Source organism: Flavimobilis soli (genome assembly GCF_002564025.1).
Lineage (GTDB): Bacteria > Actinomycetota > Actinomycetes > Actinomycetales > Cellulomonadaceae > Flavimobilis > Flavimobilis soli.
In genome coordinates this window covers 2,645,189-2,661,008 of sequence record NZ_PDJH01000001.1, presented here as the reverse complement: position 1 = coordinate 2,661,008, position 15,820 = coordinate 2,645,189, and the positions used below count along the sequence as shown (strand labels likewise).

14 protein-coding genes are annotated in these 15,820 nt (G+C 71.6%); 8 read left to right on the top strand and 6 right to left on the bottom strand.

The window, feature by feature from the left end:
• Positions 1-139: 139 nt before the first annotated feature.
• Positions 140-1,198 (bottom strand): hemolysin family protein, encoded by a 1,059-nt coding sequence (locus ATL41_RS11980; protein WP_098458676.1) that lies wholly within the window; start codon positions 1,196-1,198, stop codon positions 140-142.
• Entirely contained in the window at positions 1,195-2,556 is a 1,362-nt protein-coding gene (locus ATL41_RS11975; protein ID WP_219810398.1) for a hemolysin family protein, read from the bottom strand. Before ATL41_RS11975 ends, ATL41_RS11980 begins: the two co-directional genes overlap by 4 nt.
• Before the next feature lie 141 nt (positions 2,557-2,697).
• Between ATL41_RS11975 and ATL41_RS11970 the strand changes: the two genes are divergently transcribed.
• The 5 genes from ATL41_RS11970 (at position 2,698) to ATL41_RS11950 (ending at position 10,719) form a co-directional block, all read left to right on the top strand.
• Complete coding sequence (locus tag ATL41_RS11970; protein WP_098458674.1) at positions 2,698-3,450, top strand: response regulator transcription factor; 753 nt, start codon at positions 2,698-2,700, stop codon at positions 3,448-3,450.
• Between the two features lie 4 nt (positions 3,451-3,454).
• Positions 3,455-4,696, top strand: a complete 1,242-nt coding sequence (locus ATL41_RS11965; protein ID WP_098458673.1) for a HAMP domain-containing sensor histidine kinase — start codon at positions 3,455-3,457, stop codon at positions 4,694-4,696.
• A gap of 122 nt (positions 4,697-4,818) precedes the next feature.
• A complete protein-coding gene (locus tag ATL41_RS11960; protein WP_098458672.1) occupies positions 4,819-5,784 on the top strand; it encodes an ABC transporter ATP-binding protein in 966 nt (321 codons plus the stop codon).
• Positions 5,781-6,572, top strand: coding sequence for an ABC transporter permease (locus tag ATL41_RS11955; protein ID WP_098458671.1), 792 nt, complete (start codon positions 5,781-5,783; stop codon positions 6,570-6,572). The genes ATL41_RS11960 and ATL41_RS11955 overlap by 4 nt, the downstream gene beginning before the upstream one ends.
• Before the next feature lie 343 nt (positions 6,573-6,915).
• Positions 6,916-10,719: a multifunctional oxoglutarate decarboxylase/oxoglutarate dehydrogenase thiamine pyrophosphate-binding subunit/dihydrolipoyllysine-residue succinyltransferase subunit gene (locus ATL41_RS11950; protein ID WP_098458670.1), complete on the top strand. Its 3,804-nt coding sequence runs from the start codon at positions 6,916-6,918 to the stop codon at positions 10,717-10,719.
• A gap of 189 nt (positions 10,720-10,908) precedes the next feature.
• Here the strand turns inward: ATL41_RS11950 and ATL41_RS11945 are convergent, their stop codons facing one another.
• Positions 10,909-11,883 carry an aldo/keto reductase gene (locus ATL41_RS11945; RefSeq protein ID WP_425432685.1) on the bottom strand — a complete coding sequence of 325 codons (975 nt, stop codon included), beginning with the start codon at positions 11,881-11,883 and terminating at the stop codon, positions 10,909-10,911.
• A gap of 104 nt (positions 11,884-11,987) precedes the next feature.
• Here ATL41_RS11945 and ATL41_RS11940 point away from each other — a divergent pair, with 104 nt between their 5' ends.
• The gene (locus ATL41_RS11940; protein WP_245854820.1) at positions 11,988-12,593 is read left to right on the top strand and encodes a GDSL-type esterase/lipase family protein; all 606 of its coding nucleotides are present in this window, start codon (positions 11,988-11,990) and stop codon (positions 12,591-12,593) included.
• Between the two features lie 75 nt (positions 12,594-12,668).
• On the opposite strand, the gene ATL41_RS11935 is transcribed toward ATL41_RS11940, so the two are convergent.
• Positions 12,669-13,754, bottom strand: coding sequence for a type IV pilus twitching motility protein PilT (locus ATL41_RS11935; protein WP_245854818.1), 1,086 nt, complete (start codon positions 13,752-13,754; stop codon positions 12,669-12,671).
• A 193-nt stretch (positions 13,755-13,947) separates the two neighbouring features.
• On the opposite strand from ATL41_RS11935, the gene ATL41_RS13715 reads away from it, so the two are divergent.
• Positions 13,948-14,022, top strand: a complete 75-nt coding sequence (locus ATL41_RS13715; RefSeq protein ID WP_098459088.1) for a 50S ribosomal protein bL37 — start codon at positions 13,948-13,950, stop codon at positions 14,020-14,022.
• 104 nt (positions 14,023-14,126) lie between these two features.
• Here the strand turns inward: ATL41_RS13715 and ATL41_RS11925 are convergent, their stop codons facing one another.
• Positions 14,127-14,435, bottom strand: coding sequence for an anti-sigma factor (locus ATL41_RS11925; RefSeq protein ID WP_098458666.1), 309 nt, complete (start codon positions 14,433-14,435; stop codon positions 14,127-14,129).
• Positions 14,432-15,118: a sigma-70 family RNA polymerase sigma factor gene (locus ATL41_RS11920; protein WP_425432677.1), complete on the bottom strand. Its 687-nt coding sequence runs from the start codon at positions 15,116-15,118 to the stop codon at positions 14,432-14,434. The genes ATL41_RS11925 and ATL41_RS11920 overlap by 4 nt, the downstream gene beginning before the upstream one ends.
• A gap of 108 nt (positions 15,119-15,226) precedes the next feature.
• Here ATL41_RS11920 and ATL41_RS11915 point away from each other — a divergent pair, with 108 nt between their 5' ends.
• Complete coding sequence (locus ATL41_RS11915) at positions 15,227-15,757, top strand: DoxX family protein (protein WP_181010248.1); 531 nt, start codon at positions 15,227-15,229, stop codon at positions 15,755-15,757.
• Positions 15,758-15,820: the final 63 nt, after the last annotated feature.

The window sequence follows — 15,820 nt, the reverse complement described above, 5'->3', positions numbered from 1 at the left end:
TGTGTCTCGGCAGGACGGGATCGTTCGTTCACCTCGCGGACGATAACGGAACCATAACGTCCCCGAGGGTCCATATCCAAGGGACCCGCCAAAAGTACGACGTATGTCTCATTTGTCGTCACTCGTCGCAGGTTGCGCCTCAGATCCCCCGTCGCTGCATCGCGTCCCGGACCTCGCCGACGAGCTCCTCGAGGATGTCCTCGAGGAAGACGACCCCCTGCTGCACCCCGCCCTGCTCGACGATCGCGAGATGCGCCCCGGACCGCTGCATCGCGGCGAGAACGTCCTCGATCTCGTCGCCCGGCCCGACGCCCGCGAGCGCGCGCACCCGCCAGCTCGGCACCGGGACTGAACGCTCGGGCCCGTGCGCGTAGAGCACGTCCTTGAGGTGCAGGTAGCCGACGACGCGCGGGCGCGGCTCCCCGCTCGCGCCCGTGACCGCCACGGGGAAGCGGGAGAAGCCGGTGCGGGCCACGAGACCTTCGACGTCGTCCGGGGTCGCGTCGGGCGCGATCGTCACGAGGTCGTCGAGCGGCACCATCACCTCGCCGGCCAGCCGCTCGGAGAACTCGATCGCTCCGGAGAGCAGCCCCTGCTCGTCGGCGAGCACCCCCTCCTTCTGGGAGCGCAGCACGATCGACTGGACCTCGGAGGCGGTGAACGCGGACGCGACCTCGTCCTTCGGGTCGACGCCGGACAGCCGCACCACGTGGTTGGCGATCCAGTTGAGGACGACGATGACGGGCTTGAGGACGCGTCCGACCCACACGAGCGGCGGGCCGAACCACATGACCGCCTTGTCCGGCCCGGACACAGCCATGTTCTTGGGCACCATCTCGCCGAGCACGACGTGCAGGTAGACGACGATCGACAGCGCGACGACGAGCGCGATCGGGTGCTGCCACCCGTCGGGGACGCCGGCGGCGTGCAGCGGGACCTCGATGAGGTGCGCGATGGCAGGCTCGGCGACGACACCGAGCCCGATCGAGCAGACCGTCACGCCGAGCTGGGCGGCGGCGAGCATCAGCGAGACGTGCTCCATGGCCCACAGGACGGTCTTGGCCCTGCGGTCGCCCGCCTCGGCGAGCGGCTCGATCGAGCTGCGCCGCGCGGAGAGGACCGCGAACTCCGCGCCGACGAAGAAGGCGTTCGCGAACAGCAGCACCAGGCCGACGACGAGTGCGGTTCCCGTGCTCATCGCTCCACCTCCGTGCTGTCGTCGCCGTCGGACGCCTCGTTCGTCTGCTCGAGCCGCAGGCGGTCCACCCGCCTGCCCTGCATCGCGACGACCGTGAGCAGGACGTCGCCCACGAGGACCGTGTCCCCCACCTCGGGCACGCGGCCCAGACGCGCCATCACGAGGCCTCCGAGAGTCTCGTAGGCGGGCGAGTCGGGTACCGAGAGCCCGGTGGCCTCCGTGAGCTCGTCGGGTCGCAGGAGCCCCGGGAGCGTCCAGGACCCGTCGGTCTGCCGCGCCGCGCCGACGCGTCGTGTGTCGTGCTCGTCGGCGACCTCCCCGACGAGCTCCTCGACGACGTCCTCGAGCGTCACGACGCCGGACGTGCCGCCGTACTCGTCGAGCACGACGGCCATCTGCAGCCCGAGGCCGCGCAGCGTGACGAGGAGCGGCCCGAGCCGGACCGTCTCGGGGACCGTCGGCGCCTCGACCATGAGCGCGACGACCGGGACGTCGCCCCGACGCTCGCGCGGAACCGCGACCGCGCGGCGAAGGTGCACGAACCCGATGATGTCGTCGCGCGAGTCACCGATGACCGGGAAGCGCGAGTGGCCGGTGCGGCGCGCGAGCGCGACGACGTGCGCCGCCGACTCGTCGCGGCCCACGACGGCGAGACGCGTGCGGTCCGTCATGACGTCGACCGCCGTGAGGGACTCGAGCTCGAGCGAGTTCGTCAGCAGGCGCGCCGTCGACGCCTCGAGCGTCCCCTGCTCGGCCGAGCGGCGCACGAGCGCCGCGAGCTCGGGCGCCGACCGCGCCCCCGAGAGCTCCTCGCGCGGTTCGATGCCCATGCGCCGCAGGAGCGCGTTCGCGGAGCCGTTGAGGACGACGATCACAGGCCGCAGCGCCTTCGTGAACGCACGCTGGAGCGGGACGGCGAGGCGTGCCGTCTCGAGCGGCCGGCTGAGCGCGAAGTTCTTGGGGATGAGCTCACCGAAGAGCATCGAGAAGACGTTGACCAGGACGAGGGTCAGCGTGACCGCGAGCGCGGAGCCTGCCGCCGTCGCCCAGGCCTGGTTCTCCAGGACCTTCTCGAAGATGCGCGTGAGCGCGGGCTGGGCCGTGTACCCGAGGAGGATCGTCGTCATCGTGATGCCGACCTGCGCGCTCGACAGCTCTGTCGACAGCTCGTGCAGGGCACGGACGACCGAGCGCGTGCGGCGGTCGAGCTGCGGTGCTGGCTCGCCGTCCGCGGCGTCCGGGTCCCCCTCGATGACTCCGGGGTCGAGGGTGACGAGCGCGAACTCGCTCGCCACGAAGACTGCGGTGCCAGCCGTGAGGGCGACACCGAGCAGGATCATCAGCCAGTCGGCTAGCACGTCTCGGCCACCGCCGTCGGGGTTCGTCGAGGTCTCATCGTTGTCGGATCGTATCGTCGTCGCGCTCTCCCCACCTTCTCTCCACAGCACAGGTGTGCCGAGTCGTGTGCTCGGCCAGGTGACGTGTGCCACGCTTGACGCATGGCACACACGTCACCAGCAACGACAGGCGGCGCCGCCCCGCGGGCCACCACCGTGCTCGTCGTCGAGGACGAGTCCACGATCGCGACGGCGATCGCCCAGCGACTGACCGCCGAGGGGTGGAAGGTCGAGGTCGCCCGCGACGGTCTGACCGCTGTGAGCGCGGCAGAGCGGCTGCGCCCGGACGTCGTGGTGCTCGACGTCATGCTCCCCGGCATCGACGGGCTCGAGGTGTGCCGCCGGCTCCAGGCGGACAACCCTGTCCCGGTCCTCATGCTGACGGCGCGCGACGACGAGACCGACATGCTCGTGGGCCTGGGCGTCGGCGCCGACGACTACATGACCAAGCCGTTCTCGATGCGCGAGCTCGTCGCACGGCTCAAGGCTCTCCTGCGGCGCGTCGACCGCGCCGCCCAGGCGGCCGCGTCGCCGTCGAGCGAGCCGCCGATCGTCGCGGGCGACGTCGTCATCGACCGCGCCCAGCGGCGCGTCATGCGCGCGGGCGAGGAGGTGCACCTCACGCCGACCGAGTTCGAGCTGCTCGTCATGCTCGCGAGCACGCCGCGCACCGTTCTCACGCGCGAGCGCCTCCTCGCGGAGGTGTGGGACTGGGCGGACGCGAGCGGCACCCGCACCGTCGACTCCCACATCAAGGCGGTGCGTCGCAAGCTCGGCGCCGAGCTGATCCGCACGGTGCACGGCGTCGGCTACGCGTTCGAGCCGCCGGCCACCGACGACGCTGCGGGTTCCTGAGCGCGTGAGCCAGCCGCGACACGGGTCGATCCCGCGGCCGCACCTGCCAGACGTGCGGCCGCTCGACCGCCTGCGGTCGCTCAAGATCAAGCTCGGCGTGCTCGTCGTCGCGACGAACTTCCTCGCCGTGCTCGTCACGTGGCTCGGGCTGCAGTTCGGCTTCGGGCCGACGCGCACCTTCCCGTTCGCGATCGTCGTGTCGGTCGTCATGACCTGGTTCCTCGCGAAGGGCATGACCTCGCCCCTGCGGGAGATGCGCAGCGCGGCGCGGGCGATGGCCGACGGCGACTACACGCGTCGGGTCCGGGCGACGAGCCGTGACGAGGTAGGCCAGCTCGCTGCGACGTTCAACTCGATGGCGGAGGATCTCGCGACGGGCGACCTGCAGCGCCGCGAGCTGATCGCGAACGTGTCGCACGAGCTGCGCACGCCCGTCGCGGCGCTGCAGGCGCAGCTCGAGAACCTGGTCGACGGCGTGACGCCCGCGACGCCCGCGACCCTCGGTTCGGCGCTGCACCAGACCGAGCGCCTCACGCGTCTCGTCAGCTACCTGCTCGACCTGTCGCGGATCGAGGCGGGCGCGACCGACCTGCGGCCGGCACCTGTCGCGCTGCAGGAGTTCCTCGACGACGCGGTCGACGAGGTCGAGATGCTCGAGGCGGGCAAGCAGCTCGACTTCGTCGTGGACGTGCACCCGGAGAACCTCACGGTGACGCTCGACCGCGACCGCTTCCGGCAGGTCGTGCTCAACCTGCTGCACAACGCGATCCGGCACTCGCCGTTCGGCTCGACGATCCGGCTGCGCGCGCGCCGGCGCGGGGACAAGGTCCTCGTCGATGTCGCGGACGAGGGGCCGGGCATCGCGCCGGAGGACCGGGAGCGGATCTTCGCGCGGTTCGTGCACGGCACGTCCCCTGAGCAGGCCGGTCCTGGCACGTCTGGCGGCGGCACCGGCATCGGCCTGGCGATCGTGCGCTGGGCGGTCGCGCTGCACGGCGGCCGGGTCGAGGTGGTGGACTCCGAGCGTGGGGCGACGTTCCGCGTGACGCTGCCCGCCCCCCAGCCGGGCGTGCGCGGTCTGGGCCGTCCGGGGACCGGCCCGACGCCCGCCGTCCCTGCGCCAGAGGCGCCTGCCGCGCCGGACGCGGACGGGGACGCTGCGCACGAGGATCTCGACCAGGTCGACGCGCGTGAGCAGGACGCACTGCCCACGGCGCCGACTCCGAGGACGCCACCGACGGTGTGAGCCCGGTCCGCTCACGACGACGGCGGGAGCCCGGGCCTGCGCCGCGTCCCTCGTCGGCGCCGCAGCAGCCCCGGCGATAGTTCTAGTTGCTCTAGAACTATCGAGGGAAGTAGTGTGGGGCCATGACCCCAGGAACCCCCATCACCGTCCGCGGCCTGACGCGCCGGTTCGGCCAGGTGCTCGCCGTCGACGACCTGAGCTTCGACGTCGCCCCGGGCCGGGTCACCGGCTTTCTCGGGCCCAACGGAGCAGGCAAGACGACGACGCTCCGCATGATCCTCGGCCTCGCTCGCCCCGACGCCGGCACGGCGACGATCGGCGGCCGCGCGTACGTCGACATCCCGCAGCCCACCCGCGAGGTCGGTGCCGTCCTCGAAGCGTCGAGCTTCCACCCGGGCCGCACAGCGATCCAGCACCTCCTGCTGTTCGCACCCGCCGCCGGCGCGACGCGGGCCCGCTGCGACGAGCTGCTCGCGCTCGTCGGGCTGACCGACGCCGCCGAGCGCCGCGTCGGTGGGTTCTCGCTCGGCATGCGCCAGCGCCTCGGTCTCGCGACCGCACTCCTCGGCGACCCGCAGGTGCTCATCCTCGACGAGCCGACGAACGGTCTCGACCCGGGCGGCATCGCCTGGCTGCGCTCCTTCCTGCGCGGCTTCGCGGCCGACGGCCGCACCGTCCTCGTGTCGAGCCACGTCCTGTCCGAGGTCCAGCAGTCGGTCGACGACGTCGTCGTCCTCGCGCACGGCCGCATGGTCCACGCATCCCCGCTCTCGGAGCTCGCCGCCCTCGCGACCCCCGCGGTGCACGTGACGAGCCCCGACGCGTCCGGGCTCGCCCGGCTCGTCGCCACCCACGGGTGGGCGGTCGCACCCGGCGCCCCCGCCGACGGCTCCCGCACGAGCGTCGCGCTGCTCGGCACGACGACGGGCGTCGTCGGCGCGGCCGCCCACGCCGCGAACCTCGAGCTCCACGAGCTGCGCGGCGAGACGCCGGGCCTCGAGGACGTCTTCCTGAGCCTCGTGGGCGAGGCTCCCCCGCTCCAGCGGCACGCCGCCGAACCGACGACCGCCCAGGAGGGCCGCGCATGAGCACCGCCGTCAGCACCGAGATGCGCAAGTTCTTCTCGACCCGGCTCTGGTGGGTCCTGCTCCTCGTCATGGCTGGCTACATGGCGTTCCTCGCGGCCGTGCTCGCGTTCTCCCTCGTGGAGTCGCCCGAGCAGCCCACGGTCGAGCCGCTCGACCTCGTCCGCTCGATCTACACGGTCGCGACGTCGCTCGGCTACGTCTTCCCGGCGATCGTGGGGACGCTCGCGGTGACGAGCGAGTTCCGGCACCGCACGATCGTGCCGACGCTCCTCGCCGACCCGAGCCGCACGCGGCTGATCACCGCGAAGATGATCGCGGCCGCCCCGATCGGCGTCCTCTTCGGCCTGGCCGGGACCGTCGCCTGCATCGGCGCCGGCGCCGGGATGCTCGCCGCGCTCGACGTCGACCCGATGCTCGGGGAGCCCGAGGTGTGGCGCTCCGCCGCCCTGTCCGTCGTCGCGCTGACGGTCTGGGCCCTCGTCGGCGTCGGTCTCGGCACCGCGCTGCCGAACCAGGTCGCGTCGATCGTGACCCTCCTCGCGTTCACGCAGTTCGTCGAGCCGATCGCACGCATGGCCCTGCCCGCGCTCCTCGACGACGCCGGGGCGCGCGTCGCCTCCTACCTCCCCGGCGCGGCTGGCGAGGCGATGACCGGCGCCAGCCTGTTCAACGCGTTCGCGCCGGGCGGGATCCTCGAGTGGTGGCAGGGCGCGCTCGTCCTCGTCGGCTACGGGCTGCTGTTCGCCGTCGTCGGACGGCTGACGACGTTCCGGCGGGACATCGGCTGACAGGCGCACGGGATGGCGGTCCGGCGGTCCGGGCCGCCGTCCCGTCGACCAGCGCCCGCTCGCCCCGCGCGCGTCGCGCGCGCGGGAGTGAGGTTCGTCACACGCTGCCGTCGGGCCTACCCTTTGATGGCAGTTCGTCAGACGTCTTTGGCGGCCCGACAGTCACCTCCTTGCCCGCCGTTTGCCATCCCTGGGGCCTGCCACGACGCAGACGCAGATCTCTGGGTCCAACGGCCCGATCCGGGCCCCCGAAGAAGCTCTCGCACCGTAGGGTTGAGGGTGATCGAGCAATCCGATCACATCACCGAGATCACGTACATCGTGTGGAAGAGGCGAGCTCAGAGTGGCCCCGAACGCTGAATCAAAGCCGATCAGCCCCGCGAACGCGTCCTTCGGGGCGAACGAGTGGCTCGTCGACGAGCTCTACGAGCAGTACCGCAAGGACAAGAACTCCGTCGACCCCGCCTGGTGGGACTTCTTCGCCGACTACAAGCCCGGCGAGCCGGACGATTCCGCGAAGCCTTCCACCCAGGCACCCGCCGCTGAGCCCGCAGTGCAGGCCCCCGCCCAGCCCGCGCCCGCGGCGGCCCCCGCCGCACCGGCCGCCCGCCCCGCCGCCGTGCAGCCGACGCCGAAGGCCACCCCGCCCGTGGCACCCGCTCCCGCAGCGCCCGGCGGCCACGGCACCCACACGCCGCCGCCCGCCGTCATCGCGCAGCCGCCGACCGCCGTCTACGCGCAGAAGCCCGCCACGCGCACGGACGCCGCCGTCGCGGGCAGCACCGAGAACGTGGAGAAGCTACGCGGCCCCGCCGCACGCGTGGTCAAGAACATGGAGGCGAGCCTCGAGGTTCCCACGGCGACCTCGGTGCGCGTCGTCCCGGCCAAGCTCATGGTCGACAACCGCATCGTCATCAACAACCACCTCGCCCGCGGGCGCGGCGGCAAGATCTCCTTCACGCACATCATCGGTTTCGCGCTCGTCGAGGCGCTCGCCGAGATGCCCGCGATGAACGCCTCCTACACGCTCGTCGACGGCAAGCCGAGCGTCCACCACCCGGCGGACGTCAACCTCGGCCTCGCGATCGACCTGCCCAAGCCGGACGGCACGCGCCAGCTGCTCGTCCCCGCCATCAAGGCCGCGCAGGCGATGGACTTCGCCCAGTTCTGGGCCGCCTACGAGGACGTCGTGCGCCGCGCGCGCGGCGGCAAGCTCGGCGTCGACGACTTCGCAGGCGTCACCATCTCCCTGACCAACCCCGGCACGATCGGCACCGTGCACTCGGTGCCGCGCCTCATGCAGGGCCAGGGCGCGATCATCGGCGTCGGCGCCATGGAGTACCCGGCCGAGTTCCAGGGCGCCTCGCCCGAGCGCCTCGCCCGCATGGGCATCTCCAAGGTCCTGACGATCACGTCGACGTACGACCACCGCATCATCCAGGGCGCGCACTCCGGCGAGTTCCTCCGGATCCTCGCGAACAAGCTCCTCGGTCTCGACGGCCTGTACGACCGCATCTTCGCGGCGCTGCGCGTCCCCTACGAGCCCGTCCGCTGGGTCCAGGACAACACGGTCGACGAGGACGTCGAGGCAGCCAAGCCCGCACGCATCGCCGAGCTCATCCACGCGTTCCGCTCGCGCGGCCACCTCATGGCCGACACCGACCCGCTCGCCTACCGCGTGCGACGTCACCCGGACCTCGACGTCCAGACGCACGACCTCACGCTGTGGGACCTCGACCGCACGTTCCCGACCGGCGGCTTCGGCGGCAAGCAGAAGGACACGCTGCGCAACATCCTCGGCCTCCTGCGCGACTCGTACTGCCGCTCGATCGGCTCCGAGTACATGCACCTCGCCGACCGCACCCAGCGCAAGTGGCTCCAGGCCCGCCTCGAGGCCGGCTACGAGCGCACCCCGCGCGAGGAGCAGCTGCGCATCCTGCGCCGCCTGAACTCCGCCGAGGCGTTCGAGACGTTCCTGCAGACGAAGTTCGTCGGCCAGAAGCGCTTCTCGCTCGAGGGCGGCGAGTCCGTCATCGCGCTGCTCGACGCCGTCCTCAACAAGGCCGCCAAGAACGGCCTCGACGAGGTCTGCATCGGCATGGCCCACCGCGGCCGCCTCAACGTCCTCGCGAACATCGCGGGCAAGAGCTACGCGCAGATCTTCGCCGAGTTCGAGGGCAACCTCGACCCGCGCACAGTCCAGGGCTCCGGCGACGTGAAGTACCACCTCGGCACCGAGGGCACGTTCACCGCGGAGACCGGCGAGCAGACCCGCGTCTACATCGCCGCCAACCCGTCGCACCTCGAGGCCGTCGACGGCGTGCTCGAGGGCGTCGTGCGCGCCAAGCAGGACCGGATCGACCTCGGCGGTGACGGCTTCTCCGTCCTGCCGATCCTCATCCACGGCGACGCGGCGTTCGCGGGCCAGGGAGTCGTCACCGAGACGCTCAACCTCGCCGGCCTGCGCGGCTACCGCACCGGCGGCACGATCCACGTCATCATCAACAACCAGGTCGGCTTCACGACGGGCCCCGCCTCGTCGCGCTCGACGCTGTACCCGACCGACGTCGCGAAGGGCCTCCAGGTCCCGATCTTCCACGTCAACGGTGACGACCCCGAGGCCGTCGTCCGCGTGGCCGAGCTCGCCTTCGCCTTCCGCGAGGAGTTCGACCGCGACGTCATCATCGACGTCGTCTGCTACCGCCGTCGCGGCCACAACGAGGGCGACGACCCCTCGATGACGCAGCCGCTCATGTACAACCTCATCGAGGCCAAGCGCTCCGTGCGCAAGCTCTACACGGAGAACCTCGTCGCCCGCGGCGACATCACCCTCGAAGAGGCCGAGCAGGTCCTCCAGGACTTCCAGACCCAGCTCGAGCGCGTCTTCACCGAGACCAAGGAGGGCGGCTTCATGCCGCCGTCTGACCCCGAGTCGGTCCGAGGCCTCGAGCGCCCCGAGTCGCAGCGCGAGGACGCCGGCACGATGGTCGGCTGGCAGACAGCGGTGCCCGGCTCGATCATCGAGCTCATCGGACGCTCGCACGTCAACCCGCCCGAGGGCTTCACCGTCCACCCCAAGCTCAAGCAGCTGCTCGCCAAGCGTGAGCAGATGTCCCGCGAGGGTGGCATCGACTGGGGCTTCGGCGAGCTCCTCGCGTTCGGCTCGCTCCTCGTCGAGGGCACCCCGGTGCGCCTCGCCGGCCAGGACTCGCGCCGCGGCACCTTCGTGCAGCGTCACGCCGTCATGCACGACCGCGAGACCGGTGCCGAGTGGACCCCCCTGCTCTACCTCACGGGTGACCAGGCGAAGTTCTGGGTCTACGACTCGTCGCTGAGCGAGTACGCGGCCCTCGCGTTCGAGTACGGCTACTCGGTCGAGCGTCCTGACGCGCTCGTGCTGTGGGAGGCGCAGTTCGGCGACTTCGTCAACGGCGCGCAGACCGTCATCGACGAGTTCATCTCCTCGTCCGAGCAGAAGTGGGGCCAGCGCTCGTCGCTCGTCATGCTGCTGCCGCACGGCTACGAGGGCCAGGGACCGGACCACTCGTCGGCACGCATCGAGCGCTTCCTCCAGCTCGCCGCGCAGGACAACATGTTCATCGCGCAGCCGTCGACGCCCGCGTCGCACTTCCACCTGCTGCGTCGCCAGGCGTACTACCGCCCACGCCGCCCGCTCGTCGTCTTCACGCCGAAGCAGCTGCTCCGCCTCAAGGCCGCAGCGTCCTCGGTCGAGGAGTTCACGTCGGGCTCGTTCCAGCCGGTGATCGGCGACGCCGAGGCTGCCGCTCGCGGTGGCGTCGACCGCGTCATCATGTGCTCGGGCCGCGTCTACTACGACCTGCTCGCGCGCCGCACGAAGCTCGAGGACGAGCGGACCGCGATCGTCCGCATCGAGCAGCTGTTCCCGCTCGAGGGCGACGCGCTGCGCGAGGCGCTCGCACCGTTCGGCGACGCCGAGCTCGTGTGGGTGCAGGACGAGCCTGAGAACCAGGGCCCGTGGCCGTTCATGTACGTGCACGCGACCCGCGAGGTCGGCCGCGAGATCCGGGTCGTCTCCCGCCCCGCGTCCGCATCGCCGTCGGCCGGGACGTCCAAGAAGCACCTGCGCCAGCAGGAGGAGCTGCTCACCGCGGCCTTCGCCCGCTGACACCAGCGACGCACCGAGAGGCGCCGCCCCGCGAGGGTCGGCGCCTCTCGCCGTCTCGGGCTGGCCTGAGGCCGAGCGATCTGTGCACGCTGCCAGCCGCGGACAGCGCTGTCGGCGGCGCAGGACCGACGACAAGGGCCGCCCGGGATACCGGGCGGCCCTTGTCATGACCTCAGCGTTGCTGCGCGGTCACCAGCGGTCGTGCACGTCCACCTTGATGAACCGCTCGTAGACGTCGCGCACCGCCGCGTCGAACGACGCGGGCAGCGGGCCGAGCTCGCCCGCCGACGCGTTCGAGCGCGCCTGCTCGGGCGAACGACCACCAGGGATGACGGTCGTGATGCCCTCCTGCTGCGCCAGCCACGCGATCGACGCCTGCGCGAGCGTCATGCCCGCCGGCACGGCCGCCGCGAGCTCCTGCGCCGCCGCGACACCGCGCGCGTAGTCCACGCCCGCGAAGGTCTCGCCGACGTCGAAAGCCTCGCCGTGCCGGTTGAACGTGCGGTGGTCGTTCTCAGCGAACGTCGTCTCGAGCGTGTAGCGCCCCGACAGGAGGCCCGACGCGAGCGGGACACGCGCGATGATCGACACGCCGCGCTCGGCCGCAGCAGGGATCACGTCGTCGAGCGGCGCGAGACGGAACGCGTTGACGATGATCTGGATGCTCGCGAGACCCGGGCGCTCGAGCGCGCGCAGCGCCTCGCTGCGCTTCTCGACGCTCACGCCGTACTGCTTGATCGCGCCCTCCTCGACGAGGGTGTCGAGCGCGTCGAACACCTTGTCGTCCTCGTAGACCGCCGACGGCGGGCAGTGCAGCTGCACGAGGTCCAGCCGCTCCACGCCGAGGTTGCGGCGCGACCGGTCCGTCCAGCCGCGGAACGCCTCGAGGTTGTACGCCTCGGGCACCTGCTCGACGCGGCGGCCCATCTTCGTCGCGACGAAGAGGTCCAGCCCAGGGTTCTGCGCGAGGTAGGACCCGATGATCTGCTCGGACCTCCCGTCGCCGTACACGTCCGCGGTGTCGAGGAAGGTCACGCCCTCCCCCACCGCCGTGTCGATCACCGCGTGGGCGTCAGCCTCGCTGACCTCGCCCCAGTCCGCACCCAGCTGCCACGTACCGAGCCCGACGCACGACACAGTGCGCCCGTCGCTCCATCGCTTCATCTCCATCGCCCCAGCCTAGCTATCGAAAGCCCGGCGTGTTGCCAGGCCGCGCGAGCGTCGTGGCGGACAATGGGCAGGATGCGACACCTGAGGAACGAGGACACGTGAGCGGGCAGGAAGTGCGGATCTGCGTCGTCGGCGACGAGCTGGCGGCAGGAACTGGAGATCCCAAGGCCCTCGGCTGGGTGGGACGCGTCGTCGCGCGCACCCAGTCGCCCGGGACGCTCTCGCACCACGTCCTCGCCGTGCCCGGCGAGACCACGACGGCGCTCAGCGCACGCTGGGAGGCCGAGGTCGACCGTCGCCTCGCCCACTCCCCCGACGTCGACGACCGTCTCGTCGTCGCGCTCGGGCGGCACGACGTCGCAGCCGGGCTCTCCGTCGCGCGCAGCCGTCTCAACCTCGCGAACATCCTCGACGTCGCCGAGTCGCGCAACCTCCCGGCGCTCGTCGTCGGACCGCCGCCCGGAGCCCGGACGGACAACGCCCGGCTCGGCGAGCTGTCCCGCGCGTTCGCCGACGTCGCGCACCGCCGCCGCGTGACCTACGTCGAGACGTTCGCGCCGCTCGAGACGCACGACCAGTGGCACGCCGACCTCGCGACCCGCGGGGACGACATGCCCGCGCAGGCCGGCTACGGGCTCATGGCGTGGCTCGTGCTCCACTCCGGCTGGCACGGCTGGCTCGGCATCCCCGACGCCGGCGCCTGACCGTCGAGACCGAGGACCCTGCGACCCGTCCCCCCGGAGCGGGCCGCAGGGCGCGGCCAGCGGCAGCTGCCGCCGTCAGACCTGCATGCCGGCGGCACGCAGGGACAAGGTGAGGTCCTGAGGCTTCGACGCCGTCTGGAGCGCCTCGTCGTACGAGATGCGACCGTCGAGGACGAGCTGCCCCAGGTGCTGGTCGAACGTCTGCATCTTGTAGTAGTCGCCCTCGGCGATGAGGTCCGCCAGCGGCGGGTTGTCGAGCGGGGCGACGATCGCCTCCGCCGTTCGGCCCGTGTTCACGAGGACCTCGACCGCGGGGCAGCGGCCGTCGTCGACCGTGCGCACGAGGCGCTGCGAGATGACGCCGCGCAGCGTCTGCGCGAGGGCCGTGCGCACCTGCATCTGCTCGTGCGGCGGGAAGAAGTCGACCACGCGGTTGATCGACTCCTGCGCATCGAGCGTGTGCAGGGTCGACAGCACCAGGTGACCGGTCTCGGCAGCCTGGAGCGCCGCGCGCACCGTGTCGATGTCACGCATCTCACCGACGAGGATGACGTCCGGGTCCTGACGCATCGCGGCGCGCAGCGCGGTCGCGAACGTCCGGGTGTCCTGACGGACCTCGCGCTGCGAGATGATCGCCTTCTTGTCCTCGTGGAGCACCTCGATCGGGTCCTCGATCGTGATGATGTTGACCTCGCGGTACGTGTTGATGAGGTCGACCATCGCCGCGAGAGACGTCGTCTTTCCCGAGCCCGTCGGGCCCGTCACCAGCACGAGGCCGCGCGGCTCGAGCGCCAGGTCGCCCACGACCGGCGGCAGACCGAGCTCCGCGATCGACGACGACACGACCGAGACGAGACGGAAGACCAGCGCCGTCGTGCCGCGCGCCTGGTACGCGTTGACACGGAAACGGCCGACGCCCGCGACCGAGTAGGCGAAGTCCGCCTCGTGCGTCCGCTCGAACTCCTCGACCAGGTCGGCCGGGAGCACCTCGGAGAGCATGTAGTCCGTGTCGACCGGCTCGAGCGTCGGGACCTGCAGACGGCGCAGACGGCCGTCGACGCGCACGCGCGGCGCCGAACCGACCTTGCAGTGCAGGTCGGACGCCCCCGCCTTGACGACGGCGTGCAGCAGGGGGATCACGGACTGAGGCGTAGCGTTCACACCAGGGGTATCGGAACGATCCCCCGACGACTTGACCCCGCGGCGTCGACGAGAGGGTCGAAACCCCCAACTTTCACCGAGACACCGAGGTGTGGGATCATGGTGGGCGCGTGAGCCGAGAGCGTGCGCGGACCATTGGTCCGGTGGCGCCCTGTGCCACGACCCCGGACCCGCACGAACGACAGGAGTCACCATGAGCAAGCGCGGACGCAAGCGTCGCAGCCGCAAGGGCAACGCCGCCAACCACGGCCGTCGTCCCAACGCCTGAGCAGGCGCACACGACATCGCCGGGTCTCCCGGTACACGAAGGGCCTCGGTGCACAGCACCGAGGCCCTTCGTGCATGTCCAGGTCTCGACCCGGAGGCCGGGGATCAGCCCTCCGAGCGCCAGACCGCCATCTGCGTGCGGACCCGCACGCGAAGCGTCTCCGGGGCGCGCTCGCAGCACGAACGCTTCATGATCACGCGGATGATCTCCTCGACCTCGAGGTCCGCGAGGCCCGGCAGGCTACCGGCGACGTTGTCGCGCAGGTCCTGCGCGTCGTCAGCCGACATCGGGGAGCTCAGGAACTCCTCGACGTGCCCGATGACCTGCTCGCACTCCTCCTGGTCCAGCGGAGGCGTGGTCGGGTCCTCGGGTTGCTCGGCCCCGGGGCCGCCGCGGAAGGGATCGACGTTCATGACTCGTCCTTCGTCGTGCGCACCGGGAGGAGCCCTCGGTCCGCTGCGTACTCGGCCAGCAGGTCGCGCAGCTGCGCGCGGCCACGGTGCAGGCGCGACATCACGGTTCCGATCGGGGTGCCCATGATCTGCGCGATCTCCTTGTAGGGGAAGCCCTCGACGTCAGCGAGGTACACCGCGATGCGGCGGTCCTCCGGGAGGGCCGCGAGCGCCTCCTTGACGTCCGAGTCCGGGAGCGCGTCGAGCGCCTCGACCTCCGCGGACCGCAGCCCCGCCGACGTGTGCGACGCCGCGCGGGCGATCTGCCAGTCCTCGATCTCGTCGGTCGCCGCCTTCTGCGGCTCACGCTGCTTCTTGCGGTACCCGTTGATGAACGTGTTGGTCAGGATCCGGTACAGCCACGCCTTGAGGTTCGTGTCCGGCCGGTACTGGTGGAACGCCGCGAACGCCTTCGTGAACGTCTCCTGGACAAGGTCCTCGGCGTCCGTCGGGTTGCGCGTCATGCGCAGCGCAGCCGCGTAGAGCGGGTCGAGAAACTCGAGGGCGTCGCGCTCGAACCGCAGGCGCCTCTCGACGTCTGTCTCTGTCTGCGGCGCGCGGTCCGTGTCTTCAGTCATCACCATCGAGCCTAGCCCTGACAGGGCGGTGCGGGCTCGCGGGGCGGGCGGTGCTTGGCAGGTCACGTCAGGAGGAACACCCCGGCCTGCGCGAACATTCCCCGTCCGTACGCAGGGCCGACCGCCGCGCCTGGCGATACGGTGGGACCACACGCCCGGTCGAAGGAGAACCCGATGCTGGTACGCCGCGTTGCCCGTCCCCTGCTCGCCTCCTGGTACCTCGCCGCGGGGGTCGACGCCGCCCGCAGGCCCGCGCCCCACGTCGAGGCCGCCCGCCCTCTCGCCGACAAGGTCGCCAGCGACGCCGGCCTGCGCCGGACGCTCACGGAGCGCGAGCTGAAGATCGCGGTGCGCGTGCACGGCGTCGCGACCGCGGTCGCCGCCGCGAACCTCGCTCTCGGCCGCGCACCCCGAACGAGCGGTCTCGCGCTCGCCGCGCTCACCGCACCCCTCGTCGTCGTGCACCAGCCGTTCGACGGTCGCCGCGTCGACCCCGAGAAGGTCACCCCGTTCGTCCAGTCGCTCGGCGCCCTCGGGGCCGCGCTCCTCGCGGGCGCCGACACCGCGGGCAGCCCGTCGTTCGGCTGGCGCGTGCGCCAGGCGCGCGGCAGCGTCGCGGCCCAGACGACCGAGGCCGTCGACTCCGTCGTCTCGTCCGCGACCTCGACCGGCAGACGCCTCGGACGCAAGGTCTCTATCAGCTGACGCGGCCCGCCCGCGCCGCCGCACCCGACCCGCCCGGACGCGTGCACCCCGATACCCTGGAGG

Bases quoted from the DNA above. Each gene is read 5' to 3' on its own strand.
- ATL41_RS11980 (WP_098458676.1), bottom strand. From the start codon at position 1,198: ATGAGCACGGGAACCGCACTCGTCGTCGGCCTGGTGCTGCTGTTCGCG.
- ATL41_RS11915 (WP_181010248.1), top strand. From the start codon at position 15,227: ATGCTGGTACGCCGCGTTGCCCGTCCCCTGCTCGCCTCCTGGTACCTC.
- ATL41_RS11955 (WP_098458671.1), top strand. From the start codon at position 5,781: ATGAGCACCGCCGTCAGCACCGAGATGCGCAAGTTCTTCTCGACCCGG.
- ATL41_RS11960 (WP_098458672.1), top strand. From the start codon at position 4,819: ATGACCCCAGGAACCCCCATCACCGTCCGCGGCCTGACGCGCCGGTTC.
- ATL41_RS11970 (WP_098458674.1), top strand. From the start codon at position 2,698: ATGGCACACACGTCACCAGCAACGACAGGCGGCGCCGCCCCGCGGGCC.
- ATL41_RS11945 (WP_425432685.1), bottom strand. From the start codon at position 11,883: ATGAAGCGATGGAGCGACGGGCGCACTGTGTCGTGCGTCGGGCTCGGT.
- ATL41_RS11925 (WP_098458666.1), bottom strand. From the start codon at position 14,435: ATGAACGTCGATCCCTTCCGCGGCGGCCCCGGGGCCGAGCAACCCGAG.